The organism is Rhodoferax sp. GW821-FHT07G04 (genome assembly GCF_059418585.1).
This window is the reverse complement of record NZ_JBWKQD010000001.1, coordinates 1,201,995-1,228,269: the sequence shown is the minus strand read 5'-3', so window position 1 is coordinate 1,228,269 and position 26,275 is coordinate 1,201,995. Positions and strand designations below refer to the sequence as shown.

Here is a 26,275-nt window from a genome sequence, read left to right as displayed (position 1 = left end):
TAGCATGACGACTCCCGAGCAAAAGAAAGCCAATGTCAGAACCGGTTTGATTCTGGCCTCCATCGCGGTTTTGTTCTTTGTGGGTTTCATGGCCCGCATGGTGTTGCTGGGTCACTGAACCATGTTTTTGCAGCGCGAAAACCTCCGCATGGTGCGCAAGCTGGCTGTTGTTGCAGCCTGCATGTTCGCCTTCGGTTACGCGCTGGTGCCCATCTACAAGACGATTTGCGAGATGACCGGCATCAACATCCTGGCTTTGGGCGAGCAGGCCATACCGGGCGCCAAGCCCAGCCTGCCGACCAATACCCAGGTGGACTTGAGCCGCACCATCACCGTGGAGTTTGATGCCAATAGCCGTGGCCCCTGGGAGTTCAAGCCGGCGCAGCGTTCCTTGCAAGTGCATCCCGGTGAATTGACCACCGTGATGTACGAGTTCCAGAACACGCAAAACCGGCGCATGTCGGCCCAGGCGATTCCGAGCTATGCGCCGCAGCAGGCGACTGCGCATTTCAACAAACTGGAATGCTTTTGTTTTAACCAGTACACGCTGGATCCGGGTGAGAAAAAATCCTGGCCCGTTGTTTTTTATGTGGATTCCAAGCTGTCCAAGGATGTGAAGACCATTACCCTGTCCTACACCTTCTTTGAAGTGGGTGGCAAGACACCGGCCGCGCCGGTGGCGGCGGTTGCCGTGGGTGGGAGCCGCTCGTGAGCCATAAGGCGGTCGAGGGGCAGGCGGCGTCAACACCGTCGGTGTGGCGTAGCGTCAAGATGGTGGCTTGGTCGTTTTTGGGTATTCGCGGCAAACACGCCTACCAGGAGGACCTGAGCAAGGTCAACCCCATGCATGTGCTGGTGGTCGCTCTGGTGGGTGTGCTGCTGCTGGTTGTGGGCCTGATCAGTTTGGTCAATTGGGTCGTTGCAAAATAAATAACTTGCGGGACAGACCGTAGCCGTGCAGCGGCAAGCTTTGTCCCCAACTGATTGGAATAGTGGAATAGGAGAAGATAGAAATGAGTTCATCAACACACGGCGCAACACCGTACTACTTTGTCCCTGGTCCCTCGCGCCATCCCGTCATGGCGTCCATAGGGCTGTTTCTGGTGATCCTGGGAGCTGGCCAGTGGATCAACGGTGTCGAGTGGGGCAAATACTCCCTGATGGTGGGTATGGCCTGGTGGCTCATCGTGCTGTACCAATGGTTCGGTGACTCCATCCGCGAAAGCCTGGGTGGCCAGTATGGCCACAAGATCGACATTTCCTACCGCTGGAGCATGACCTGGTTCATCTTCTCCGAAGTGATGTTCTTCGGCGCCTTCTTCACAGCCCTGTGGTGGGCGCGTTCGCACTCGGTGCCGGCGCTGGGTAGCCTGGACAACGCCCTGCTGTGGCCCGGCTTCAAGGCGGTTTGGCCCAGCCTGGCTGCCGGTGCAACAGCATCCCCCGCCAATATCGTGGAACCCTTCACCACGATGGGTCCCTGGCCTCTGCCCACCATCAACACGGGCTTGCTGCTGACCTCGGGTGTGACATTGACCATTGCCCACCACGCGCTGATCCAAGGCAACCGCGCCAAGACTTTGGGCTTCATGTGGGTCACCGTGCTGCTGGGCCTGACCTTCCTGTTTGTGCAAGGCTATGAATACCACCATGCCTACAGCGAGTTGAACCTCAAGCTCAGCTCCGGCGTGTACGGCTCGACCTTCTTCATGTTGACCGGCTTCCACGGCTTCCACGTGTTTGTTGGCATGTTGATGCTGTTGTTCATCACGCTGCGCTTGCAAAAGGGCCACTTCTCCGCCGAGCACCATTTTGGTTTCGAGGGTGCGGCCTGGTACTGGCACTTCGTGGACGTCGTCTGGTTGGGCCTGTACCTGTTGGTGTACTGGCTCTGATACCGCGCGCATTGCACGCAAAAAAAAGGCACCGCTTGCGGTGCCTTTTTTGGTTGTTGGAACCGGTGAATGCCGGTGAGCCTTGGCCCCTCTATTGCCCCGCCTGTATGCCGGTCGGGTGTATATAGCCCAACTTCCAGGCCAGCAGCACGCACAGGAACAGCAGAATGGAGAAACCCACCCGAGCCGCCAGCGCACGCGCCATCTTTTGCGATGTCTTGGCCTCGCTGCGCCCGCCCCGTAGCATGAAGAACAGTGCGGCAGCCAGGCTGCAGAGAATGGCCACGAAGGCAATGGTCACAAGGTATGTCATGGATGGGATTATCCGGTGAATGCCCGTCTGAAGTTTGCGCTGATCACACTGGCCACGCTGGTTGCCGTGGGTACGACCACCAGCCTGGGTTTTTGGCAGCTGTCGCGCGCCGCGCAAAAGCAGGCGCGCCAAGCCGCTGTCGACGCGCAAAGCGCCAAGCCTCCGTTGGGCAACGACACACTGTTGGCGGCGGTGGGGGCTGGCGGCAACACCGAGGCCTTGCTGCACCAGCACGCCCGATTGCGCGGCCGTTGGGTTGCTGCTTCGCCTGTGTTTCTGGAAAACCGGCCCATGGATGGGCGTGTAGGTTTCATCGTCATCATGCCCTTTGTGTTGGATGGCGGGCGTGGTGCGCTGGCCGTGCAACGCGGCTGGGTGCCCCGGCGCATGGATGACCGCAACCGCGTGCCACCCATCGAAACACCACAGGGTGAGGTGGAGATAGAAGGGCGCATGGCCCTGCCGCCGTCGGATCTGTATGCCCTTGGCGAAACGACGACCGGCGCGATCCGGCAAAATCTAGCCTTGCCGCAGTTCCGGCAAGAAACCGGGTTGCCCTTGCTGCCACTGACGCTGCAGCAAACCGGCACCAGCACCGAAGGCCTGCTGCGCGACTGGCCCGTGGTGAACCTGGGTGTCGAAAAGAACTATGGCTATGCCGCGCAATGGTTTGGCATGGCCGCCCTGTTTACCGCGCTGTACCTCTGGTTTCAGATTATTCGCCGCTTCATGCACCGTCCCAAGGACCTTACACCCGATGTCTAGTGCTCCCACCAGCCCTGCCACCCAGGACCAGCCTCTGGGCCTGACTGTGCACACCTTGCCCACGCTGTCCGACCCGCAGGCCCAGGCCACTGGCCGCACCCGCATGGGGCGTTTGAAGATGATGGCCGTGCTGCTGATCTGCGCTGCACCGGTCATTGCGTCGTACTTCACGTTCTACGTGGTGCGGCCCGAGGGCGCGCGCCGCAATTTTGGTGAACTGATCGAACCCCAGCGTATGCTGCCCGATGTGGCTGGCAGCAGCCTGGACGGCAAGGCCACCAACCTCCAGGCATTGAAAGGCCAGTGGCTGCTGATCAGCGTGTCGGGCGCGAACTGCGCCGAGCGTTGTGCCCAGAACCTGTACCTGCAGCGCCAGTTGCGTGAAGCGCTGGGCAAGGAGAAAGACCGCCTGGATTGGGTCTGGCTCGTCAACGATGCAGCACCGGTGGCACCCGCGCTATTGCCGGGGCTGAAGGATGCAACGGTTGTCCGCGTCGCGGCGCCTGAGCTCCAGCAATGGCTGGCACCGCAAGCCGGCCATGCCATGGAAGAGCATCTGTACTTGGTAGACCCGCTGGGTAATTGGATGATGCGCTTCCCTGCCAATCTGGACGCGCAGGCCGCCAGCAAGGTCAAGCGTGATCTGGACCGCCTCTTGCGTGCTTCGTCCCACTGGGACAAGGCCGGCCGTTAAGACCTTCAAGCCAAGACCTGGGACACCATGCACGCCACCCTGTACGACCTTTCGCCCGCCTTGCGCCTGCTGCTGATCGGCGCATTGCTGGCGTCCGGCCCGCTGCTGATGGTCTACCTGCGCACGCGCCGCGCCGGCCCGTTGGGGCGCGTGCATGCGCTGACGGTGGTGACGCTGTTTCTCACGTTTGACCTGGTGCTGTTTGGCGCTTTTACCCGGTTGACCGACAGCGGTCTGGGTTGCCCGGACTGGCCGGGCTGCTATGGCAACGCCAGCCCCATTGGCGCCAGCGTCCACATCGATGCCGCGCAGCAGGCCATGCCCACCGGTCCCGTCACACCGGGCAAGGCTTGGGTGGAGATGGTGCACCGTTACCTGGCCATGGGCGTGGGCGTGTTGACGGTAGTGCTGGCGGTATTCGCCTGGTTGCAGCGCAAGCCGCATCAGGGCCATGCAGCCGTCAGCCCTTGGTGGGCCACGGCTACCGCAGTGTGGGTGTGCATACAAGGCGCCTTTGGCGCGCTGACGGTGACGATGAAACTGTTCCCTGCCATCGTGACCTTGCACCTGCTGGGTGGCTACGTGTTGCTGGCCTTGCTGACGGTGCAGGCCAGCTTATTGGCTCGCGCGTCTGACGCCCAACCTGGTGGCGTTCGCTCAGCGCTATCGAGCGGCCTGCGCGCAGTAGCGAGGCTGGCCCTGCTGCTGTTGGCCGTGCAGGCCGCCTCTGGCGCCTGGGTCAGCACCAACTATGCCGTGTTGGCCTGCAGCGAATTTCCGATGTGCCAGAGCAGTTGGTGGCCGGAGATGGACTTTGCGCAGGGCTTTACGCTGTGGCGTCCGCTGGGCATTCTGCGCGACGGCACCCACATCAGCTTCCAGGCGCTGACCGCCATCCATTTCACACACCGCCTGTTGGCGGGAGTGACGGTGGCGCTCTTGGGCTGCCTCGCCTACTACTTGTTCACCCGCCCGGCATGGCGCCGCCATGGCCGCGACCTGGGCCTGTTGTTGCTCCTGCAGTTGGCAACGGGCCTGAGCAACGTGGTGCTGGACTGGCCGCTGCTGGCCGCCGTGCTGCACACTGGCGGCGCCGGTGCGATGGCCATCGTGCTGGTCCGCCTGCTGGTGACTGGTGCCTCTACTTCTTCCCCAACATCCGCTGTGCCCGGCGGAGCAACCCCCATTGGATTGCGCGCATGACAGCCACCACTACTACTCCGCCACTGCCGTCGGTGTTTCGCCAGTTCTATGCGCTGACCAAACCCCGGGTTATCCAGTTGATTGTTTTCTGTGCCTTGATCGGCATGGTCCTGGCCGTGCCCGGCATGCCAACGCTGCAGCAGGTCGGCCTGGCGGCCATCGCCTGCCTGGGCATCTGGCTGGTGGCGGCGGCGGCCGCAGCTTTCAACTGCATCGTGGAACAGGGCATAGACGCGAAGATGAAGCGCACCGCCTGGCGGCCCACGGCGCGTGGTGAATTGAGCAATACCCAGACCCTACTGTTCTCGGCGGTGCTGTGCATACTGGGGTCGGTGCTGCTCTATGTCTGGGTCAATCCGCTGACGATGTGGCTGACCTTTGCGACCTTTGTCGGCTACGCCGTCATCTACACCGTGATCCTGAAACCGCTGACGCCGCAGAACATCGTCATCGGCGGTGCCTCTGGCGCGATGCCGCCGGTGCTGGGCTGGGCCGCGATGACGGGCCAAGTGGGGCCAGAGGCCATGATCCTGTTCCTCATCATCTTTCTGTGGACGCCACCGCACTTTTGGGCGCTGGCGCTGTACCGTGTGGAGGACTACCGCAAGTCGGGCCTGCCCATGCTGCCCGTCACCCATGGCAGCGAATTCACACGGCTGCAGATCCTGCTCTACACCTTCGTGCTGTTCGCCGCCTGCCTGCTGCCCTTTGTCTACGGCATGAGCAACTGGATCTACCTGGCGGCTGCGATCGTCTTGGGCTTCGGGTTCTGCCTGTACGCGTGGTGGCTGTGGCGCGACTACTCGGACGCGCTGGCGCGCAAGACCTTCCGGTTTTCGTTGATACACCTCAGCGTGCTGTTTGCGGCGCTGCTGTTGGACCACTATCTCTTGTAGGCACAGACTTTCTCGGATGCATATGAAACGAATTACTATCAAATTTGTAGCTGCTATCGCATTGTTGACGGGGGCTGCAGGCCTGATTGCCGCATGCTCTCCGCAGCAGCCGGTGTTTTCATCCATCGATGTGACGGGTGCCGACTATGCCAAGGGCTTTGAGTTGACCGACCATAACGGCCAAGTGCGCCACTTGCCTGACTTTGCCGGCAAGGTGGTGGTGCTGTTCTTTGGTTATACCCAGTGCCCTGACGTGTGCCCCACAAGCATGGCCGAATTGGCCGAGGTCAAAAAGGCCCTGGGCAAGGATGGCGACAAGTTGCAGGGGCTGTTCGTGACCGTGGACCCTGAGCGCGACACGCCAGCCCTGCTCAAGAGTTATATGGGCAATTTCGACCCCAGCTTCCTGGCGCTGTACACCACGCCCGACAAGCTCGGCGCATTGGCCAAGGACTACAAGATCTATTACAAAAAGGTCGAAGGCAAGACCCCCACCAGCTACAGCATGGACCACTCGGCGGGCAGCTATGTGTACGACGCCAAGGGCCAGTTGCGCCTATTCACACGCTATGGCAGCGGCCCCAAGCCATTGACCGAGGACATCCGCCAATTGCTGAAGCAGGCGTCTTGAGGTTTCGCTAGGCCCTCCTACAGCCCATGCAGGACGACGTTGAAGCGCTGGCCGGCCGCGTGGGCGCGCACCGCATCGCGCTGATACCGCCCACCGTACTGCAGGCCTTGAATGCAGGGCGTATTGCCACCGCCAATCTCAACGAATTCCTGGCCATTGATCTGGCTCAATTGGCGCCGCGGGTTGCTGCCGATGTGGGGCTGGACCCGGACGATGAGCACCTGACCGACACCCTGACCATGTTGGGGGCGTTCAAACCCCTTCAGCGCCAGGGCCACATTGCCCGTGCCCTGTACAACATGACGGCGCCCCGCGCGGACCGTGATGCCATCGCCCACCGCCTGGCATGCCACCCCAGTGATGTCGCACGCAGTTGGGCTGTGGGGTGGTTGAGTTGCACCGAACAAAGCTTGGCAGACAAGCTGCATGCCGTGCGCCGCTTTGCCGCGGACCCGCACTTTGGTGTGCGGGAGATGGCTTGGTCGGCGGTGCGTGCAGACGTGATCCGTGCGCTGGACCCAGCCCTAGCGCTGTTATTGCCCTGGGTGCAGGACGCGGACCCGAACATCCGGCGTTTTGCCTGTGAGCTGACGCGCCCGCGCGGTGTCTGGTGTGCACCCATCGCTGCGCTCAAGTCCGAGCCCTGGCGTGCCTTGTCCTTGCTGGAGCCACTGCGAGCCGATCCCAGCCGCTATGTGCAAAACTCGGTCGCCAACTGGTTGAACGACGCCAGCAAGACCCAAGCCGCATGGGTGCAGCAGCTGGGTGCGCGGTGGTTACAGGAGTCGCCTTGCGCGGCCACCCAGTACACCGTGCGCCGTGCCCTGCGTACGCTGGACAAGTCTGCCAAGGACCAGCCCTTGTAGGACAAGGCTGACGTGCAGTCGCGGCCTGCGCCGATACCGGTGCACCGTGTAATTGGAGAACATGGGGCTTCCATCAATTCAAGGAGGACTCCATGGGAGCAAGCTACCGCAATACCTGCAACGTACAGCAAAACCAACTGTTGGCTGCGCTGCCGCAGGCGGACTTGGACAACTGGCAGGGGCGCCTGGAACTGGTTGAGTTATCGCTGAACCAGGTCTTGTTGTCCGCCGGCTCGGCGCCTGAGTATGTGTACTTCCCAACCACGGCCATCGTTTCACTGATGTCCATTACCTTGGAAGGTGCATCGGCCGAAGTCGCCGTGGTGGGCAATGACGGCGTAGTCGGCATCTCCTGGCTATTGGGCGCTGAATCCGCAGCAACCGACGCCGTGGTGCAGAGCGCAGGACGGGCCTACCGTGTCAGCGCACGCTTTGTCAAAAACGAGATTGAGCACTCTTGTGGCGTCATGAAGGTTGTAATGCGCTATGCCCAGGCCGTCTTGGGCCAAATGGCGCAAACGGCGGTGTGCAACCGCTACCACTCCATAGACCAACAGCTGTGCCGCCGTTTGTTGGTGGGACTGGACCGCCTGCCATCCGATGAGTTGGACATGACGCACGAGCTGGCCGCCAATCTGCTGGGTGTGCGTCGCGAAGGCGTGACTGTTGCCGCCCACAAGCTGCAGGACGCGGGGCTGATCCGTTACCGCCGCGGCCATATCGTTGTGCTGGACCGCGAGCGCTTGGAGGAAAGAACCTGCGAGTGCTATGCCGTGGCCAAGAAGGAGTACCGCCGCTTGCTGCCGGTGGCCTTGGCGGCTTAAGGCCGAACCCCCTTTAGCCGATGGTGGGGGCTGGCGGCGAGCGCTCGGGTAGCCGGGCACGCACCAGGGTGCCCTGGCCGGGCGTGGAGACCACCTCCAGCGCGCCCCCTTCGGCTTCCACCCGAAAGCGCATGCCCAGGAGCCCGTGGGCCTTGCTGCTGAACTGGCTGGCATCGAAGCCTACGCCGTCGTCGCGCACGGTCACCTCCGCCCGCGCGTCTTCACTGCTCAGGCCGATCCACACATTGCGCGCCTGCGCGTACTTGGCGACATTGGTAGTTGCTTCCTGCACCAGGCGGTAGACCACCAATTCAGCATTCGGAGTCAACTGCACCGGCTGCAACGCACAGTGCATTGGAATGCCGGAAATCTTGGAGAATTCGCGACTCAGAATCTCCAGTGACGAGACCAAACCCAGATTACTCAACGTGGAGGGCCAGAGGTCGTCGATGATGCGGCGCTTCATCGCAATACCGGCATTGAGTGTTTCCACCAAGTGGCTGAGGCGTTCCTGGGTTTCGGGCGTTGCGCTGCCAAGCCGTGCGCGGATGCGCGCAACATCCAGCTTGGCGGCCGTCAGCAAGGCGCCCAGTTCGTCATGCAGGTCACGCGCAATGCGGTGGCGCTCGTCCTCGCGAGCGGTCTGCAAATGCAAGTTCAGCTCCACCAATTGCACGGTGCGCCGCGCCACTTCGTTCTGCAGCCGCTCTTGTTCATGCAGCAAGTCGCGTTGATGCAAGTCTTGCTGGGCTTTGAAGGCCTGGTTGTGCCGCATATTCACCAGAACCAGAATCAAGCTGACGACCGACAGCAGGGCCACGCCGATGCGGCTGAACAGCAGGATGTCGGCCACCTGGCTTTGGCTGGCCTGCAGGTTGCGCGTCTCTACTTCCAACAGCTCTGCGCCCGTGCTGCGAATGGCGTTCATGTATTCCTGGCCTATACCACTCAAGGTCAGGTCTTTGCCGGTCTGCCGCTTGCCGTCCTTTTGCATCTGGACGGTGAGCGCCAATTCAGACAGCTTGGTCTCCGCCAGGGCATGCAACTTGCGCAGCAGTTCCGCCGAACGTGGCTCGCTGCTGTAGGCCGAGTCCAATTGCGTGAAGGCGAGGGCAACACTTTTGAGGCCCGCGTCATAGGGGGTCAGATACTCTTCGTTGCCGGTCAGCAGATAGCCGCGCTGTCCCGATTCCGCATCCAGCAGGCCCTTGGTCAAGTCGTAGAGATGCAGGCGGTTTTCGGCGATTGCACCGAGTCTTTGCACTAACTCGGTGGCGCGCCGGTTCGAATCTTCGGTGATCAAAACCATGGCAATGGAGGCGATGACCAGCAGCACGATGGCCTTGGGGTTTCGCTTGATGACGGCGGGCAGAGGGGGCGTGCGCATTGGTAGGCCTAGAATGCTGAGTCAACCAGGGTAGGAAAGCGCTGACCACCACCATGATTCGGATTGCCATCGTTGACGACCATGCCATCGTCCGTGCGGGGCTGCGGCAGTTCTTCGCAGACCATCCCGATCTTTTGGTTGTTGCGGAGGCCGCCAATGGCCATGAAGCCGTCGATTTGGCCCGCGCCGGCGGGCTGGACGTCATGGTCATGGACCTCTCCATGGGTGAGCAGGGCGGTGTCGAGGCCTTGGTGGCCATCAAGGCCCGTGCGCCCGACTTGCCGGTGCTGATATTCAGCGCCTTGCCCGAAGCCCATTACGCGACCGCTCTGTTGCAACAGGGAGCCAGTGGCTACCTGGGCAAAGACTGTGAACCCGAAAACATTGTGGAGGCTATCCGTACGGTCAGCCGGGGACGCAAGTACATCAGCGCGGCCGTTGCCGAGCAATTGGCCGATGCCTTGGTGGGTGGGGGTGTCGAAAAACCACCGCATCAAAAGCTGTCGCAACGCGAGTTGCAAGTGTTCTTGCGACTGGCAGCGGGTGAAGCCGTGGGCCACATTGCCGAACACATGTCGCTCAGTATCAAGACAGTGAGCACATACCGAGCCCGCATCATGGAAAAGTTGGGCCTCGCGTCCAATAGCGACCTGACCTATTACGCGCTGAAGAACGGCTTGATCCAATAGAAATAGAAGGAGTCGGCGGGCGCATCGTATTCAGTTCAGCTCGCCATACAGGCTGCTGCCCGCATCACCGGATGCCAGTCGCCCGCAGTACAGCATCAGCGCGTCCAGTTCGTTGGATTTATCGAACACCTTGCGCGCGCCCAGCTCGGTGCACTTGCGGCGTATCTCGGGCGTGGCGTGGTTGCTCAGGACCACCATGGTGCGCGCGGGTAGCGCACCATCCGCCGCGCGCAACACGCCCAGACCCGATCCCAACTTCAGAAAAATATCGACGATCACCAGATCCGCTGCGTTTGCGGATTCGGCCAGCCAGCGCACGGCGCTTGCCTCATCTTCCGCAATACCGACGACTTCTACGGGCGCCATTTCTTCCAGCGCGGCGATCAGACTATCCCGTATGAGCCTGCTGTCTTCAACAATATATGTCTTAAGGCGCTGCATGGTGGGATGATCGCTGGGGTAGTTGGTCTTGCGATACCAAGCTGTATAACGGTCATATTAACGCCAATACCGTAGCCTGTCTCACAAGTGTGCGTCTACACGCAACAATTTGCGCTGTGTAGCGCGGCGCACAGACGCCATGCGGCGGCGCGCGCAACGATGTGCGTTTGACCCCAAAAAAACACCCCTGAGGCCTCAGCCGTCAGGGGTTGTTGTTTGGCGTGTTATGCGGCTTAGGCGTATTCAGCCAGTGCGGTCTTCATCTTCTTCATGGCTGCCACTTCGATCTGGCGGATGCGTTCGGCGCTGACACCGTATTCGGCGGCCAACTCGTGCAATGTCATGCCGCCCGAATTGTCGTCATTGACCTTGAGCCAGCGCTCTTCAACGATGCGGCGGCTGCGGGCGTCCAGGCTGTCCAGCGCGGCGGCAATGCCATCGGTGGCCAGCACATCGCGTTGCTGTGCTTCCAGCATCGCCACGGGTTCATGGCTGGTGTCGGTCAGGTAGGCGATAGGGCCGAAGGCATCCTCGCCATCGTCGGATGGAGAGGGGTCCAGCAACACGTCGCCGCCCGACATGCGGGTTTCCATCTCGATCACTTCTTCGGGCTTGACCTTGAGCTCGCGCGCCATCGCATCGATCTGCTCGGCGTTCAGCGTGTCGCGGTGCGTGCCCAGGTCGGCAGCTGCATCGTCGCTCTTGAAGCGCTGCTTCATGGAGCGCAGGTTGAAGAACAGCTTGCGCTGGGCCTTGGTCGTTGCAACCTTGACCATGCGCCAGTTCTTCAGGATGTATTCGTGGATTTCGGCCTTGATCCAGTGCAATGCGTAGCTGACTAGCCGCACGCCCTGGTCGGGATCGAAGCGCTTGACGGCCTTCATCAGGCCCACGTTGCCTTCCTGGATCAGGTCACCGTGGGGCAGCCCATACCCCAGGTACTGGCGTGACACGGATACCACCAAGCGCAAGTGAGAGAGCACTAACTTACCGGCAGCTTCAAGATCATTGGCATTCTTGAACTTGCGCGCAAACTCTTGCTCTTCTTCCAATGTGAGCATCGGCAGGCGGTTGGCGGCCGAAATATAGGCGTCCAAATTGCCCAGCGACGGAACAACCGACCATGGATTGGCCAGTGCTACGGCGGTAGATGCGTGTCCCACTTGGTATGACATACCCGAACTCCTTGTGTCTTGTTGTCAATATTAGCACTCTCTCTGAGTGAGTGCTAATAAAGAAGTTCAATGCCCCTGATCAATAAAAGTAGATCACTTCAAGGGGTGTTCGGACTGCAAATGGGGGCACAGAGCCTATTTGCAATAGTGCCGATCTTGAAACAGGTGTTTCCCGCCACCCGCCTGCACGCCTTCACAAAAAGTTCAAAATACTAGCTATGGGAAGCATAGCGGGTGCGCCAATGGGTCCGAGGGCTGGGTGTGTTTTTTCTCAATATGAAAAAACCGATGGTCTAAAACGGGACTTAAGACCGATACAGGGGGCCAAACTCCTGCCAGAATCACCCCCCTTTACGCGCAATGCGCCTTGCCCGAACCGCTCATTTTGGCCACGCCATGGCCTCAGCCTCGGGTAGTTTTCTCAGGAGATACCGATATGAAACGCGACCCCATCAGCCCCACGCAGAACCAGATCGTGATCCAAGCCATCAGCCACGACGTGCTGGCGGAAAAATACCTCAAACCCGGCGAGACCGGCATCGAAGACCTGTTTGCTCGCGTGGCACGTGCCCTGGCCTCGGTCGAAAAAGAAGAAGACCGCGCCAAGTACGAAGTGGCTTTCTTGGAGAACCTGTATGCCGGTGCCATCGGTGCCGGCCGCATCATGAGTGCGGCGGGTACCGACATCCAGGCTACGCTGATCAATTGCTTTGTGCAGCCCGTGGGCGATTGCATCCAGGGCGTGGACGAAAATGGCTACCCCGGCATCTATGAGGCCTTGCGCGAGGCGGCCGAGACCATGCGCCGTGGCGGCGGTGTGGGTTACGACTTCTCGCGCATCCGCCCACGCGGTGCGGCCGTCAAGGGCACGGCGTCCATGGCCTCCGGCCCTTGCAGCTACATCAATGTGTTTGACCAGTCGTGTTCCACGGTCGAGAGCGCCGGCGCGCGCCGCGGTGCGCAAATGGGCGTGCTGCGCGTGGACCACCCGGACGTCATGGAGTTCATCACCGCCAAGCGCACGCCAGGCCGTTGGAACAACTTCAACGTATCGGTGGGTGTGACCGACGCCTTCATGCAGGCGCTGATGCAAGACCAGGCCTGGGAGTTGGTGCATACGGCCAAGCCCGGTGCCGGTCTGCTGGACAAGGGCGCCTTCCAGCGCGCGGATGGCAAGTGGGTCTACCAGACGCTGCAGGCGCGCGACCTGTGGGACACCGTGATGCGCTCCACCTACGACTTTGCCGAACCCGGCATCCTGTTCCTGGACCACATCAACCAAGACAACAACCTGCGCTACTGCGAGACCATCGCCGCGACCAACCCCTGTGGCGAGCAGCCGCTGCCATCGTACGGTTGTTGTGACCTGGGTCCCATCATCCTGACCCGCTTCATCCGCCATCCCTTTGGCTTTGACGGCGTGCCGTCCTTTGATTTCGAAGCGTTTGAGAAATCGGTGGCTACCCAGGTGCGGGCCTTGGACAATGTGCTGGACGTCACCTTCTGGCCACTGCAACAGCAGCGCGATGAGTCGGCCGCCAAGCGCCGCATCGGTGTCGGCTTTACCGGCATGGGCAATGCGTTGACCATGCTGTGCCTGCGCTATGACAAGGCCGAAGGCCGCGCCATGGCCACGCGCATTGCCACCAGCATGCGCGATGCGGCCTACACCGCCTCGGTGGCACTGGCGCAAGAAAAGGGCGCCTTCCCGCAGTTCGATGCGGACGGCTATCTGGGCGCAGGCACCTTTGCCAGCCGCCTGCCAGCCGCATTGCAAGAGTCCATCCGCGCACACGGCATCCGCAACAGCCACTTGCTGTCGATCGCGCCCACCGGTACGGTCAGCCTGGCCTTTGCCGACAACGCGTCCAACGGCATCGAGCCGGCGTTCTCGTGGATGTACAAGCGCAAGAAGCGCGAGGGCGATGGCAGCTTCAGCGAGTACTCGGTCGAAGACCACTCCTGGCGCCTGTACCGCGAGCTGGGTGGCGATGTCAACGCCTTGCCGGACTACTTCATCTCGGCCTTGGACATGTCGGCCGCCGACCACATTGCGATGATGGAAGCGGTACAACCCTTTGTCGACACCGCGATCTCCAAAACCGTGAACGTACCGGCCGACTACCCGTATGACGATTTCAAGGGCCTGTACCAGCAGGCATGGAAGGCCCGCCTCAAGGGTCTGGCTACCTACCGGCCCAATGCGATTCTGGGTTCGGTGCTGCATGTCACGCCGACCGAGACGGCCGCGCCCCCAACACCCCCAGCACCGCCCGCCCCGGTGGTGGACCCCATGCGCACGGTCATCGAGCGCCGCCCCAAGGGTGCGCTGTCTGCGGTGGCCGAGAAGATCGACTATTGGACACAAGAAGGCCACAAGACGCTGTACCTGCTGGTGTCCTTTCTACCGGTGACGACACCGAATGGTGCCACCGTGGAACGCGCGATCGAGTTCTTCATGCCGGTGGGGCAGAGCGGGGAATCGCAGCAGTGGATCACGTCCAGCATGCGCCTGCTGTCACTGGCCGCACGCGGCGGCTTCCTGGAGCGGGCCTTGAGTGACATGCGCAAGGTCGCATGGGATCGTGGCCCGGTCCGCCTGGGCACACACCAGAAGGAAGACGGCACGCAAGTGCCGATGTGGCACGACTCCGAAGTGGCGGCCGTGGCCTTTGCCATCCAGAACATCCAGGCCCAGCGCAACCGTGCGCAGACCAGCAACTACAACCGCCGCTCCACCGACGTGCAGACCGAATCTGACACTCTGCTGCCACAGCAAGAGAACGCGTTGGCTACCGCGCCCCTGCCCGTCATGGCAGGCAAAAAGTGCGGCGAATGCGGTGCCCATGCGGTGATCCGCAAGGATGGTTGCGACTACTGCACCCAGTGCGGCCACGTGGGAAGCTGTGGGTGACGACGGCCTCGCCTTCGAACCTGGCCGACACCGTCTCTGCGCTGATGCAGGCGCGCGAGACCATACTGCCCAAACGCCTGGCCGCACCCGGTCCCAGCCCTGAGCAACTGCGCCAGATACTGGGGGCCGCGGCCTCGGCGCCAGACCATGGCCAGGTGCGGCCTTGGCGCTTCGTCATCGTGCCTGACGGTGCGCGCATGGCGCTGGGACAGGCTTTTGGCGAAGCCTTGCTGGAGCGCGACCCACAGGCCGCGCCCGAGCAGGTTGCGCAGGCCCAGGAGAAAGCCCAGCGCAGCCCCTGCCTGATGTTGGTGGTGGTCAATGCCGATTGCGGCGACCCGGGCATAGACCTGTACGAACGCATCGTTTCCACCGGCTGTGCCATTCAAAATATCCTGCTGGTGGTAACGGCCTTGGGCTATGGCTCGGCGCTGACCAGTGGCAAGGCAGTAAAGTCGAGCGCTCTGCGCACTCTGTTTGGCCTCGCCGAGGGCGACCACGCTTTGTGCTTCATCAACATCGGCACCGTGCAGTCGCGCAAGAAGAGCAGCCGTCTGCGCCCCGTGCCAGAGGACTATGTCTCCACGCTGACTTTGCCCCTATGACCACGAGCCCCTTGCGCACCAAAGACCTGCTTTTGATACTGGTCGTCATCCTGCTGTGGGGCGTCAATTTTGCGGTGATCAAGGTGGGCGTGGCCGATGTGCCGCCGCTGATGCTGGGCGGCCTGCGGTTCATCCTGGCAGCCTTTCCGGCGCTGCTGTTTGTGCGAGCTCCCAAGGTGCCGTTGCGGTTGTATCTGTTGTACGGCATGACAATTTCGGTGGGACAGTTCTCGCTGCTGTTCACGGCAATCCATGTGGGCATGCCTACCGGGCTGGCCTCGCTGGTGTTGCAGTCGCAGGCGTTTTTCACGATGCTGTTTGCTGCGCTGTGGCTTAAAGAGAAATGGCATGCCAACCAGTTGGCGGGCTTGGTGCTGGCGGCCGGTGGGCTGATGCTGATTGGCAGTGCCCACGGCGTCTCCATGCCGCTGGCGGGCTTCATGCTGACCATTGCCGCGGCGGCCATGTGGGCCTGCGGCAATATCGTGACCCGCGCCGTGGGCCGCCATGGCCCGATGAACCAGTTCGCCTTTGTGGTGTGGGCCAGCCTGGTGCCGCCTCTGCCTCTGCTCGCGCTGTCGGCCTGCATAGAGGGGCCACAGGCCATGGCCAATGGCTTGGCCCACTTCGGTTGGTCTGCCTTTGGTGCCGTGGCCTACCTGGCCTGGGCTGCCACGCTGTTTGGCTATGGGGTGTGGACGGCGCTACTGGCCCGCTACCCGGCCAACCGCATTGCGCCCTTCTCATTGCTGGTGCCCTTGGTGGGTCTCACCACCGGCTGGCTGGTGTTTGGTGAAGTGCTCAAGCCGGTGCACTTTGCCGGCGGTGCGCTGTTGATGGCTGGCCTGGCGGTGAACCTGTTTGGTGGCCGCCTGTTTGCCCGGTTGCGCTTGCAAACCTGAGGTGGTGAACTTCCGCCACCCACGGCATAGCCATGTTCCAATGATTGCATGAATCCCGACGCACACAAACTTTGGCTGGCCCCGCAGTGGGCCTTTGCGGTCCTGCTGGCACTGCTGGGCATGCTGGGCCCATTCTCCATCGACACCTACCTGCCGGCCTTTGCCGACATTGCGCGCTCGCTGGACGCTACGCCGGTGCAGATGCAGCAGACGCTGTCGGCCTACCTGTTCGGTTTCGCCTTCATGAGCCTGTTCCACGGTGCCATCTCCGACAGCTTTGGCCGCCGCCCGGTAGTGCTGTGGGGCTTGACGGCTTTTACCGTGGCATCGGCCGGTTGTGCGCTGTCGCAGAACATCGGCCTGTTGATCGTCTTCCGTGCCATGCAAGGCCTGTCCACCGGTGCCGGCATCGTCGTGTCGCGTGCGGTGATACGCGACATGTTTCCGCCCTCGCAGGCGCAAAAGGTCATGAGCCAAGTCACCATCTTCTTCGGCGTGGCCCCGGCGATTGCACCCATTGTGGGCGGCTGGATGCTGGTGCATGTCAGCTGGCATGGCATCTTCTGGTTCCTGACCGGTGTGGGCATCGTGCTGTGGCTGGCCATCTACCGGCTGCTGCCCGAAACCCTGCACAGCACCCAGCGCCAAGACTTTCATCCCCGCAACCTGATGGCCGGCTATTGGCAACTGGGCTCGGACCCGCGCTTCTTTTTGCTGGCCCTGGCCAGTGGCATCCCGTTCAACGGCATGTTTCTCTACATCCTGAGCGCGCCGGTCTTTCTGGGTGAGCACCTGCAGTTGGCACCGCAGCAATTCTTCTGGTGCTTTTTGATAACCATTGGCGGCATCATGGGCGGGGCCATGGTCAGCGGGCGCCTGGCGGGCAAGATTGCGCCCCAGCGGCAGATCCGCATGGGCTTTTCCATCATGCTGGTTATCGCAGTGCTCAACCTGGTGGCCAATCTGTTGTTCAAGGCCCACGTCAGTTGGGCCTTGTTCCCCTTGGGTATTTTTTCCTTTGGTTGGGCGCTGATGGTGCCGGTGGTCACGCTGCTGGTGTTGGATTTGCACCCCGAGCGGCGCGGCATGGCCTCCAGCCTGCAGATGTTTGTGGGGTCTACGGCCAATGGCATTGTGGCGGGCGTGGTCTCGCCGCTGGTCATGCACTCCACGGTGGCACTGGCAGCATCTTCGCTGCTGATGATGGGCCTGGGGCTGGTGTCATGGACCTATATTCGCCACCGCTGGCCCGAAATCGGGCATACCATTGCGCATGGCTAGGCTGCGCAAGCATCGTGTTGTTGGAATGGGTATGGCCCTTCTTCTGGGCCTGGCTGGTGCCGCCATGGCCCAGCAAGACAGCAGCATAGACCGCATCGACGCACTCTATGTGCTCTCCGAACGCGACAACGCCGCGGCGCTGACCCAGATCCGCGCACTGGGTGAACAGCTGCCCAGCACCACACCCTATGCGGTGCAGCGCGAATACCTGATCCGGCGCATCGACATGGAGCTGGACTCCGGTCAGATTGATGCAGCCAAGGCCTCCATCGCCAAGCTGCTGGCCCTGGCACAGGCGCAAAAGGACGACACAGGCCAGGCCATGGCCATGAGCTTTGAGGCCTCGGTGCTGGTGCTGGCGGCACAAAACGCCACGGCGCTCGTCAAGCTGGACGAGGCCCGCCCCTATGCCCAGCGCGCCGGTGACGCCGTAACCCTGTGGCAACACTACCGCGTGCTGGGCGGCGCTCAACTGGCCATGGGCAAGTTTGAGCCCGCCTTGGACAGCTACCTCAAAAGCCTGCAATACGCGGACCAACAGACCCGCCACCCCAAGCAGTCGCGTCTGCGGGCCCTGAGCGGCCTGGGCAATGTCTACTCGGCGATGAAGAACCACGAGAAGACCCTGGCCGTGATCGGCGAGGCACTGACCCTGGCCCAGGAGCTGGACGCCAAGAAAATGCAGGCCACGCTCTACCTCAACCAGGGTGCCGAATTCGCGTCACAAGGGCGCATGAAGGACTTCACGCTGGCCAATGAGCGGGCCCTGACAGTCAGCCGTGCCAGCGGCCTGGTGCGCCTGGAGGCTACCGTACTCAACAACATGGGCGACAGCTACCTGCGCAGCCACAACTACCCCAAGGCCGAAGCGCTGGCCCGCCAGGCCCTGGCCAAGTACAAGGAGCTGGACGACCAGTCGGGCGTGGTCACGGCGCAGTGCAACATCGGCTTTGCGCTGATGGGGCAGGGCAAGGTGTCGCAGGGCGTAGCCGAGGTCCGTTCCGCACTCAAGCGCGCGCACGATGCCGGTGCCATGGCCGACGAGGAAGACATACTGGGCGAGCTGGGCCGCATGTACGAACAACTGGGCCTGTACAGCGAAGCCGTGTCCACGATACGCGACCAGCAAAAGCTCAGCGAGCAACTGTTCCAGGCCGACCGCGAGAAATCCGTTGCCGCCATGCAGGAGCAGTTCGATACGGTGCAGCGGCAAAAGCAGATCGAGCTGCTGGCCCGCGAGAACAGCCTCAAGGACGCCAAGATCAGCAACCAGCGCCTGCAGCAAATCGTCACGCTGTTGGGTGCCATCGTCACCGTGCTGGTTGGCCTGTTTGTCTACCTGCTGTACCGCCGCGTGCGCAAGACCAACCAGAAGCTGCGCGAGGCCAACAAGCAGCTGGAATTCCACGCCGTACGCGACCCGCTGACCGGCCTGTTCAACCGCCGCTCCTTCTTCGAGCTGATGAACTGCCGCGCCGAAAACCCCAATGGCCGCCGCGCAGACGACAACCCCGACGGCCTGATGATCCTGGACATCGACCACTTCAAGCACATCAACGACACATTGGGCCACTCCGGCGGGGACGCGGTGCTGATCGAGATTGCCAAGCGCCTGCGCAGCACGGTGCGCGACACCGACATGGTGATGCGTTGGGGTGGCGAGGAGTTTCTGGTGTTCTCGCCCAAGGCCAATGCCGCCCACCTGAAGAGCCTGGCGCAGCGCGTGCTCAATGTCATTGGCGACAAGCCCATCGCGGTGGGCGACAAGATGATGACCATCACGGTCACCGGCGGCTTTTTGTCGCTGCCGTTCTCTGGCCTGTCCGAGACCGACTGCAACTGGGAAAAAGCCATGCAGATCGCCGACATGGCCCTCTACCTGGGCAAGGTCAATGGCCGCAACCGCGCCTACGGGTTGAACCGCCTGCTGGCGCCGTTTGAGCAGGTCATGCCGGTGCTGGAGCGCGATATCTCCGCCGCGCTCAAGGCCGAGATGGTGGAGTTGGTCGAGGTGCTGGGGCCCGAGCCCGCCGCCGCTGGCGGGGCCGGGCAGTCTCTGGCTGCTTAGCGGCGCCTCCCCGGCGTTTGCACAAAAACGGCCGCCAGGCCTCTCCCATAAACACTGGCATAATCGTATACTGTATGAAAATACAGTTAAAAAGAATGCCCACCCATGCCTGCCGTTGCCCATCTGCCCTCCTGGAAGGGCGTCCACGCGGACGTCTGGCAGGCCGATGCGCTGGCCAATGCGGCAGGAAGGGTGCTTGCCACGGGTGACGTGCTGCTCGACGCCCAACTGCCCGGCGGCGGCTGGCCCCTGGGGGCCTTGAGCGAAATCCTGCAGCCTCCCGGCGTGCACAACGAATGGCGCCTGCTGCTGCCCGCCCTGGCCCGCTGCGGCACCGGTGCCGTAGTGCTGGTGGGCGCGCCGCAGATGCCGTTTGGGCCGTCGCTGGGCGCACAAGGCCTCTTGCCCCAGCGCCTGCTGTGGGTGGCCCCGCAGGCAGGCGCCCAGGCCGGCGCGCAGCGCCTGTGGGCCACCGAGCAGGCCTTGCGCTGCGCCGACGTGGATGCCGTGCTGGCCTGGCTGGTGCAGGCGCGCCCCGAGCAACTGCGCCGCCTGCAGATGGCCGCGGCCGAATACGACAAGTTGCTGTTTGTGCTGCGGCCTGAGCAGGCCCAGCACGAATCCTCTCCTGCCACGCTGCGGCTGTGGGCGGCCCCGGCCGACGATGGCTCCGACCGGCTGGAGGTGCGCGCCCTCAAGCGCCGCGGCCCGCCGCTGGAGCAGCCCTTGCACCTGGCGGCCCGCCCGGCGCGGCTGGCCTGCCTGTTGGAGGCCAGCCAAAGGGATAGGGCTGCCACACCAGCCGCTGCCCGGCCCACTGCCGAATGGGGAGCCGTCGACCATGCACTGGATCGCACTGCAGCCCAGGCCTGACGCGCCAGTCCCCGCCGCGACGGATGCGCCGGGCGCAGACGGTGCGCTGTTGGTGGACGCGCACGCCGCCTGGGCCTGGTGGGCGTTGCAGTTCACGCCGCTGGTGGCGCGGGTGGAGTCTGCGCTGGTGATGGAGGTGTCGGCCAGCGAGCGCCTGTTTGGCGGACCAGATGCACTTTTGGACCAAGTGCTTAAGCCAAACTGGCCGCTAGCCCTCGTCAAATATGCACATGGCGCTACATCTTTGGTAGCGTATGGGCGATTGCAATGTGCCAATACGGGGGAGGGTGATGTTGCGCGCACCCTGTCTGCCGATGCCTTGCCCCTGCCCACGCTGGCGGCCGCGCGCCCCCACCTGTCCACGCTGGCCCGCCTGGGCCTCTCCACCTGGGGGCAGTTGCGGGCGCTGCCGCGCGGCGGCTTGGTGCGCCGCTTCGGTGCGGACCTGGTGGACGCGCTGGACTGCGCTTATGGCCAGCGTGCCGAGGTCTACCCCTGGCTGACCCTGCCCGATGTGTTTGACGCGCCGTTGGAGCTGCTGTCCAGTGTGGAGAGCGCCTCGGCCCTGCTGTTCGGCGCGCGGCGCCTGCTGGCGCAGTTGCAGCTGTGGCTGCGCGCCCGCCAGCGCGGCGTGCTGGGGCTGGAGCTGCTGTGGGAGCTGGACGCCCGGCGCTCCAATGCCTTGCATGTGGACGCCCACCACAGTGGCGGCGGGCAGGGCCGCCTGGTGCTGCGCACGGCCCAGCCCACGCAAGACATGCAACACCTGGCCCGCCTGCTGGGCGAGCAATTGGCCCAGGTCACGCTGCCCGCGCCGGTGCTGCACCTGCGCATGCGCTCGCTGCAGACCCAGGCCATGGCGGGCGAGAGTGTGAGCCTGCTGCCCGAAGATGTGCGCCACGGCGACAGCCTGCACCAGCTGCTGGAACGCTTAAGCGCCCGCTTGGGGCCGCAGCAGGTGCGCCGCGCCACGCTGCACGCCGACCACCGGCCCGAGCGCATGCAACACTGGCACGCGGCCACCGCACTGCCACCGGGCGGTGGGCCCAAGGGATTGGCGTTTGCTACCAAATCAGGAGCGGATGGTATATATCCGACGAGGGCTAGCGGTCAGAATGGCTTAAGCGATCCCGCCAGAATGGCCCTCTACCCCAGTTGGCTGCTGGCCACGCCGCTGCGCCTGACCGCGCACCAGGGGGTGCCGCAATACGAGGGCGGCCCTTTAGACCTGCTGGTCGGGCCGCAGCGGCTGGAGGCTGGCTGGTTGGATGGTCCCGCCCATTGCGCGCTGCGCGACTACTACGTGGCCCGCAGCGCGGTGGCGGGCCTGGTGTGGGTGTACTGCGAGCGATTGGGCGCGCAAGACCCGTCTCACTGGTTTTTGCACGGCTTGTTTGCCTAGGCTTTGGCCGCTTGCAGGCTGCGCATCTGCTTGCCAATGTAGGCGCCGCTGCCATGGTTCAGCGGCCACAGCAAGAAATAAATCATGCCGCTGAACAGGCCCGTATCGTGCGTCAGGGCCGCAATCAGCACCGACAGCAAGCCCACGCCGCCCGTGAAGGCGTTGCGAAGCAGAGCGCCCTTGAGTTCCAGCAGTGAGATCGCTGACAATTGCAAGTCCACCCGCTTGCTGCGCGCGCGCCAATGCATCAGGAAGAAAACCGCATTCACAGCGATCACGCCCAGGCCGTAGGTCACCATCAACTGGCGTATCTCCTGCTCTGTGCGAATGGCATCAGGCGACACGGTCCAGAACAACTGGTCCGCCAATAGGCTGAACAAAAACTTCATGGGGTAGACATACAGCAGCACCACAAACAGCAGCAGCATGTTCAGCGCCACGGTCACGCTATCGGTCAGCGGGTAGTGGCGGAAGAAGCGGCTGTGCTCGGCCCACACCGAAATCAGCAACACAAAGCACACACCAAAGGCCACGAATCCGTGCATGGTGTGCAGCAGCTCGTGGGCCGACTTGGGCACCTCCAGCGACACCACCAGCAGCGTGACGGCAAACGCGAACACCGCATCGCTGAAATTCTCGACCCGGTGCAGCGCAAATCCTCGGCGGCTCTGACCGCCTGCTTGATCGGACATATATCGACTCTCCCGTGGAATGAAAAAAACCAAGCGGCAATCCGCGTGGCGCCCCGCGCATTATCCGGTGGGCAAGCCCACCCCAAATGGCATGGTCAGGCCACCTGCACGTTGACCCTGCCGCTTGTGGTGTTGGGCGCCCCTGGCTGGCAAGAAAGCCGCTACGATTGCACATGCTGTCCTCTACGGAAACCGACGTAGCGCTGTTTGCCCTTGGCGACGATCTGCCGCTGCTGGAGCGCCATCTGGAGACACAGCGAGGCAGCCTGCGCCTGGCGCCCCTGATCGCACTGGCCTGGTACCTGCGCCAACGCGATTGCACACGGGCCTTGGCCCTGGCCGATGAGGCCGACACGCTGTTGCGCCACACCGATAGCCCACAAGCCGAACGCCGCCGCCATGCCGCACGCCTGCAATTGCTGCGTGCCGAGGTCAAGCTGCTGTTCGCTGAGCTGGATGAGGCCGAGCGCATGGTGCAGACCGCTGCCCAGACTTTTGCCGAACTGGGCGACTCTGCTGGCCAGGGCGATGCCAGTTGGATGCAAGCGACCATCGCGCTGGACCGCGGCAGCATGGCGCAGGCCGGCATCACGCTGGAGCAGGCATGGATCCACTACCACCGCCATGGCGATGTGCTGCGTATGAATGCCTGCGTCGCACGGCGGTTGACTTATAAAGCCTTCAAAGACCCATTGGCCACGGCAAGCAAGTTGCACGAAGCCTTTGCGCCCGATATAGCGCACCCGCCGGCAGTTGCGGCATGGCTTGGCACCGCGCGTGCCAATGTGGCGGGCCTCACCGACGACCCCGCCACCGCCATCCAGCAGTACATGCAGGCCCACCACGATGCCATGGCCAGTGGCCAGGTGCGCCAGGCCTTGGTGGTGCTGGCCAATGCCATCGAGGCCTTCGCCAAGCTGGGTGACCTGGACGCCGCGCTGCAGTGGAGCGAACGCGCATTGGCACTGGCCCATACCAGCGCCTGGCCCGCCACATTGGGCGTGACGCTGATGCAGGTCGGCAATGTGATGCGCCTGCTGGCCCGCTATGCCGAGGCCCGCAAATACCTGCAAGACGCATTGGCCACGGCCAGTGTCTTGTCCAGCTCGCGTGTGTACGAGACGGTGCTGGGGGCCTTGGGCGATCTGGAGCTGGACCTGGGCCAGCACGAGGCTGCCCTGGCATCGTTCGTCGAGCTGGAGAACCGCATCAAACGGCAGATGGAGCCCGACCAAATGATCAACGCCTGGCGCGGCCAGGCCAGTGCCCTGTACCAGTTGGATCGCGCGGACGAAGCCTATGCCAAGGCCACCGCGGCGTTGACCATGGCGCGCGAGACCGGCCATTCCGAGCCACAGGTGCATGTGCTGCGCGTACTGGCCCAGATCCACCAGAAGTACGCCTTACCCCCGCCGCCCCAGATGACAGCCCCCACAGCGGCGCTGCACTACCTGCAAGCGGCATTGGATGTGGCAGCCTCCATGGAGGGCTACACACCGCCATCAGACCTGTTGAACCAACTGGCCTTGGCCTACGCTGAGTGCGGAGACTACCAGGCCGCGTTTGAGAAGAGCCAACTGGCCGTCGCCGCCCGCGACAAGCTGTACGCCGCGCAGACCCAGACGCGGGCGTTGGCCATGCAGATCCGCAGCCAGGTGCAGCACGCGCAGGCCGAGGCCGACCACCAGCGCCAGTTGGCCAACTCGTTGCGCGAGACCGCCGCCACGCTGGAAGTGCTGGGTACCATAGGCCGCGCCGTCACCGCCAGCTTGGATGCGCAGGCCGTGTTCGAGGCCCTGCACCGCCATGTGCATGCGTTGCTGGATGCCACCAGCTTCGCCGTCTATCTGCTGGACAGTGAGCGCAATGTGCTGACCACCGCCTTTGGCCGCGAGGGCGGTGTCGACTGGCCCGTGCGCAGTGTCGCGCTCGATAGCACCACCTCGCGCTTCGCACGCTGCGCACGCGAGCGGCGCGAGCTGGTCATCCACCTGGAGCCCGACGACGTGGCCGGCCTGATCCCCGGCACCCTGCCCACGCGCAGCCTGCTGTATGCGCCCCTGTTGATCGGTGAGCGCCTGCTGGGTGTGATGACCATACAGTCCGCGCAACCCAATGCCTATGGCGAACGCGAACGCTTCATCTTCCAGTCGCTATGCGCGTATGGCGCTATCGCGCTGGACAACTCCGAAGCCTATGCGGTGGCTGCATCCGCACAGCGCCGGGCGGACCAGGCCTTGCACGACTTGCGCCAGACCCAGGCCCGCTTGCTGGAGCAAAACCAGGAGCTGGAACGCCTGGCCGTGACCGACCAATTGACAGGTCTCAACAACCGCCTGCGCCTGGACCAGACCCTGCGCGACGAACGCCAACGCCACCTGCGCCACGGCGCCAGCTTCTGCGTGCTGATGGTTGACGTGGACCACTTCAAGGCCGTCAACGACACCTATGGCCACCCGGTGGGCGATCAGGTGTTGATAGGCATCGCGCGCGCCCTGGTGCAAAACACCCGCGAGGTCGACGTGGCCGGCCGCTGGGGTGGTGAAGAGTTTTTGGTGATCTGCCACGAGACAAAAGCGGATGGCGCCATGGCCCTGGCCGAGAAGCTGCGCATCGCCGTGCAGGCGATAGTCTTTGAAGGCATAGGCCAACAGTCCGTCAGCATCGGTGTGGCGCAGTACCGTGCCGCGGAGCACCTGACCGAGACGCTGGCGCGGGCCGATGCAGCCTTGTACAGGGCCAAGCAAGGGGGGCGGAATCGGGTGGAGTCGGGGGAGGGGAACTGACAAACCCTTGGTGACGGCAAAACACTATATTCTTGGGTTGAAGCAGAAATTCAACACTTTAAAAATGAACAGTAGCAAGAATTTTGGTGCGACTAAGTCGGGGTCCATTGGCCTACTGATTTGGACGTGTTGTGTACTTAGCGCGTATGCGGAGCCTGCTGCTCCCCCCAGTTTTTTGCAATGTACCCCCCTAACCCCCGATACAAAGGTGCCTTGGATTGAAGTAGCCCAACTGCCGGACTTCACAAATTCCTACGGCTACTTTGAAGGCTGCTCCGACTCGGACTATGCCTGGACCACCCAGAGTTACCCCAATCCAAAGTTCGTACCGCAACGCATGCCAGAGCATGAAGCTCGCGTGAAATCCCTTTTAAGGGGATTGAAAGCCTATGTTGTTGCGGAGTCAGATGATTGGGTGGCTTACGTCAACACTTGGCTGGGGACGACGCTGCCACCTTCAAAAGTTAGACGGAGCACATTTCCAAATGGGGATGTGTTTTCATCGCTGTTTTCCGATGCAAAGGCACAGAGTGCCGCACCACTCCAACTGCATAGTGAAATACTTGGCGTGTATGGGACTCAAGTGGTCACCCCCTCAGGCGTGACTATGTCTAGTAAGAGGCGCTTATCCATTATTGGAATAGACACCGAAAAAATTTGCGTCACACCCATCGACATACAGCAGGTCTTTGAGAGCCAGCCAGGCTACCTGTTTCGCCCCATGAGCGTCCGCGCAGCGCGCAGTAGACCCGACAAGACAGAGCTTGCGAGGCTAGGCGGTCAATGGTTTGGCTATGAGGTGCATGTTTTCAACGGAACTAGCACTGGGCCGTACAGAGGGCACATCAACTTTGGATTCGGATTCCAACCCTGTGCATCGTTGATTCAAGTTGAACTCACAAAGGTTTTGCCCGGCGACATATCAGCTGTCCCAAAATGACAACCAACTCTCTTCATCGACATGACCCTGGCC

Annotated in this window: 26 protein-coding genes; 21 read left to right on the top strand and 5 right to left on the bottom strand. The window is 62.5% G+C overall.

Annotated features, from left to right (window positions below; all coding sequences use genetic code 11):
* The first annotated feature begins 4 nt into the window (after nt 1-4).
* The 4 genes from AC07OO_RS05645 to AC07OO_RS05630 all read left to right on the top strand — a co-directional run bounded on the left by AC07OO_RS05645 (nt 5) and on the right by AC07OO_RS05630 (nt 1,895).
* A complete protein-coding gene (locus tag AC07OO_RS05645; protein WP_495081778.1) occupies nt 5-118 on the top strand; it encodes a cytochrome oxidase small assembly protein in 114 nt (37 codons plus the stop codon).
* 3 nt (nt 119-121) lie between these two features.
* Entirely contained in the window at nt 122-712 is a 591-nt protein-coding gene (locus tag AC07OO_RS05640) for a cytochrome c oxidase assembly protein (protein ID WP_495081072.1), read from the top strand.
* Nucleotides 709-930 carry a DUF2970 domain-containing protein gene (locus AC07OO_RS05635; RefSeq protein ID WP_495081071.1) on the top strand — a complete coding sequence of 74 codons (222 nt, stop codon included), beginning with the start codon at nt 709-711 and terminating at the stop codon, nt 928-930. The genes AC07OO_RS05640 and AC07OO_RS05635 overlap by 4 nt, the downstream gene beginning before the upstream one ends.
* An 83-nt stretch (nt 931-1,013) precedes the next feature.
* Complete coding sequence (locus AC07OO_RS05630) at nt 1,014-1,895, top strand: cytochrome c oxidase subunit 3 (protein ID WP_495081070.1); 882 nt, start codon at nt 1,014-1,016, stop codon at nt 1,893-1,895.
* A 91-nt stretch (nt 1,896-1,986) separates the two neighbouring features.
* On the opposite strand, the gene AC07OO_RS05625 is transcribed toward AC07OO_RS05630, so the two are convergent.
* Nucleotides 1,987-2,208: a twin transmembrane helix small protein gene (locus AC07OO_RS05625; protein ID WP_495081069.1), complete on the bottom strand. Its 222-nt coding sequence runs from the start codon at nt 2,206-2,208 to the stop codon at nt 1,987-1,989.
* Between the two features lie 15 nt (nt 2,209-2,223).
* On the opposite strand from AC07OO_RS05625, the gene AC07OO_RS05620 reads away from it, so the two are divergent.
* The 7 genes from AC07OO_RS05620 (at nt 2,224) to AC07OO_RS05590 (ending at nt 8,087) form a co-directional block, all read left to right on the top strand.
* Nucleotides 2,224-2,973: an SURF1 family protein gene (locus AC07OO_RS05620; protein WP_495081068.1), complete on the top strand. Its 750-nt coding sequence runs from the start codon at nt 2,224-2,226 to the stop codon at nt 2,971-2,973.
* The gene (locus AC07OO_RS05615; RefSeq protein ID WP_495081067.1) at nt 2,966-3,667 is read left to right on the top strand and encodes a redox-active disulfide-containing membrane protein; all 702 of its coding nucleotides are present in this window, start codon (nt 2,966-2,968) and stop codon (nt 3,665-3,667) included. Before AC07OO_RS05620 ends, AC07OO_RS05615 begins: the two co-directional genes overlap by 8 nt.
* 27 nt (nt 3,668-3,694) lie before the next feature.
* Nucleotides 3,695-4,870 carry a COX15/CtaA family protein gene (locus AC07OO_RS05610; protein ID WP_495081066.1) on the top strand — a complete coding sequence of 392 codons (1,176 nt, stop codon included), beginning with the start codon at nt 3,695-3,697 and terminating at the stop codon, nt 4,868-4,870.
* Entirely contained in the window at nt 4,867-5,766 is a 900-nt protein-coding gene (gene cyoE / locus AC07OO_RS05605) for a heme o synthase (protein WP_495081065.1), read from the top strand. The genes AC07OO_RS05610 and cyoE overlap by 4 nt, the downstream gene beginning before the upstream one ends.
* Nucleotides 5,767-5,782: 16 nt before the next feature.
* Nucleotides 5,783-6,397 (top strand): SCO family protein, encoded by a 615-nt coding sequence (locus tag AC07OO_RS05600; RefSeq protein ID WP_495081064.1) that lies wholly within the window; start codon nt 5,783-5,785, stop codon nt 6,395-6,397.
* Between the two features lie 26 nt (nt 6,398-6,423).
* Nucleotides 6,424-7,263 carry a DNA alkylation repair protein gene (locus AC07OO_RS05595; protein WP_495081063.1) on the top strand — a complete coding sequence of 280 codons (840 nt, stop codon included), beginning with the start codon at nt 6,424-6,426 and terminating at the stop codon, nt 7,261-7,263.
* Between the two features lie 92 nt (nt 7,264-7,355).
* On the top strand, nt 7,356-8,087 hold the full coding sequence (locus AC07OO_RS05590; RefSeq protein ID WP_495081062.1) for a Crp/Fnr family transcriptional regulator: 732 nt from the start codon (nt 7,356-7,358) through the stop codon (nt 8,085-8,087).
* A 13-nt stretch (nt 8,088-8,100) separates the two neighbouring features.
* On the opposite strand, the gene AC07OO_RS05585 is transcribed toward AC07OO_RS05590, so the two are convergent.
* On the bottom strand, nt 8,101-9,474 hold the full coding sequence (locus tag AC07OO_RS05585) for a CHASE3 domain-containing protein (protein ID WP_495081061.1): 1,374 nt from the start codon (nt 9,472-9,474) through the stop codon (nt 8,101-8,103).
* 53 nt (nt 9,475-9,527) lie between these two features.
* Between AC07OO_RS05585 and AC07OO_RS05580 the strand changes: the two genes are divergently transcribed.
* Nucleotides 9,528-10,163, top strand: coding sequence for a response regulator (locus AC07OO_RS05580; protein ID WP_495081060.1), 636 nt, complete (start codon nt 9,528-9,530; stop codon nt 10,161-10,163).
* 30 nt (nt 10,164-10,193) lie between these two features.
* Here AC07OO_RS05580 and AC07OO_RS05575 read toward each other — a convergent pair whose 3' ends face one another.
* Together AC07OO_RS05575 and rpoH are read right to left on the bottom strand one after the other, a co-directional pair.
* The gene (locus AC07OO_RS05575; protein ID WP_495081059.1) at nt 10,194-10,604 is read right to left on the bottom strand and encodes a response regulator transcription factor; all 411 of its coding nucleotides are present in this window, start codon (nt 10,602-10,604) and stop codon (nt 10,194-10,196) included.
* A 233-nt stretch (nt 10,605-10,837) separates the two neighbouring features.
* Nucleotides 10,838-11,779 (bottom strand): RNA polymerase sigma factor RpoH, encoded by a 942-nt coding sequence (rpoH, locus tag AC07OO_RS05570; protein ID WP_495081058.1) that lies wholly within the window; start codon nt 11,777-11,779, stop codon nt 10,838-10,840.
* A gap of 436 nt (nt 11,780-12,215) precedes the next feature.
* Here rpoH and AC07OO_RS05565 point away from each other — a divergent pair, with 436 nt between their 5' ends.
* The 7 genes from AC07OO_RS05565 to AC07OO_RS05535 all read left to right on the top strand — a co-directional run bounded on the left by AC07OO_RS05565 (nt 12,216) and on the right by AC07OO_RS05535 (nt 21,824).
* Nucleotides 12,216-14,693, top strand: a complete 2,478-nt coding sequence (locus AC07OO_RS05565; protein WP_495081057.1) for an adenosylcobalamin-dependent ribonucleoside-diphosphate reductase — start codon at nt 12,216-12,218, stop codon at nt 14,691-14,693.
* A gap of 44 nt (nt 14,694-14,737) precedes the next feature.
* Nucleotides 14,738-15,298, top strand: a complete 561-nt coding sequence (locus AC07OO_RS05560; protein WP_495081777.1) for a nitroreductase family protein — start codon at nt 14,738-14,740, stop codon at nt 15,296-15,298.
* A gap of 11 nt (nt 15,299-15,309) precedes the next feature.
* Entirely contained in the window at nt 15,310-16,200 is an 891-nt protein-coding gene (locus AC07OO_RS05555) for an EamA family transporter (protein WP_495081776.1), read from the top strand.
* Nucleotides 16,201-16,248: 48 nt separating this feature from the next.
* Nucleotides 16,249-17,481, top strand: coding sequence for a multidrug effflux MFS transporter (locus tag AC07OO_RS05550; RefSeq protein ID WP_495081056.1), 1,233 nt, complete (start codon nt 16,249-16,251; stop codon nt 17,479-17,481).
* A gap of 31 nt (nt 17,482-17,512) precedes the next feature.
* Nucleotides 17,513-19,549 carry a GGDEF domain-containing protein gene (locus AC07OO_RS05545; protein ID WP_495081055.1) on the top strand — a complete coding sequence of 679 codons (2,037 nt, stop codon included), beginning with the start codon at nt 17,513-17,515 and terminating at the stop codon, nt 19,547-19,549.
* A 105-nt stretch (nt 19,550-19,654) separates the two neighbouring features.
* Complete coding sequence (gene imuA, locus AC07OO_RS05540; protein WP_495081054.1) at nt 19,655-20,422, top strand: translesion DNA synthesis-associated protein ImuA; 768 nt, start codon at nt 19,655-19,657, stop codon at nt 20,420-20,422.
* The gene (locus AC07OO_RS05535; protein ID WP_495081053.1) at nt 20,391-21,824 is read left to right on the top strand and encodes a Y-family DNA polymerase; all 1,434 of its coding nucleotides are present in this window, start codon (nt 20,391-20,393) and stop codon (nt 21,822-21,824) included. Before imuA ends, AC07OO_RS05535 begins: the two co-directional genes overlap by 32 nt.
* Here AC07OO_RS05535 and AC07OO_RS05530 read toward each other — a convergent pair.
* Nucleotides 21,821-22,516: a TMEM175 family protein gene (locus tag AC07OO_RS05530; protein ID WP_495081052.1), complete on the bottom strand. Its 696-nt coding sequence runs from the start codon at nt 22,514-22,516 to the stop codon at nt 21,821-21,823. The genes AC07OO_RS05535 and AC07OO_RS05530 overlap by 4 nt on opposite strands.
* A gap of 173 nt (nt 22,517-22,689) precedes the next feature.
* Here AC07OO_RS05530 and AC07OO_RS05525 point away from each other — a divergent pair, with 173 nt between their 5' ends.
* Nucleotides 22,690-25,302 carry a diguanylate cyclase gene (locus tag AC07OO_RS05525; RefSeq protein WP_495081051.1) on the top strand — a complete coding sequence of 871 codons (2,613 nt, stop codon included), beginning with the start codon at nt 22,690-22,692 and terminating at the stop codon, nt 25,300-25,302.
* 10 nt (nt 25,303-25,312) lie between these two features.
* A complete protein-coding gene (locus AC07OO_RS05520) occupies nt 25,313-26,242 on the top strand; it encodes a hypothetical protein (protein WP_495081050.1) in 930 nt (309 codons plus the stop codon).
* The last annotated feature ends 33 nt before the right edge of the window (nt 26,243-26,275 follow it).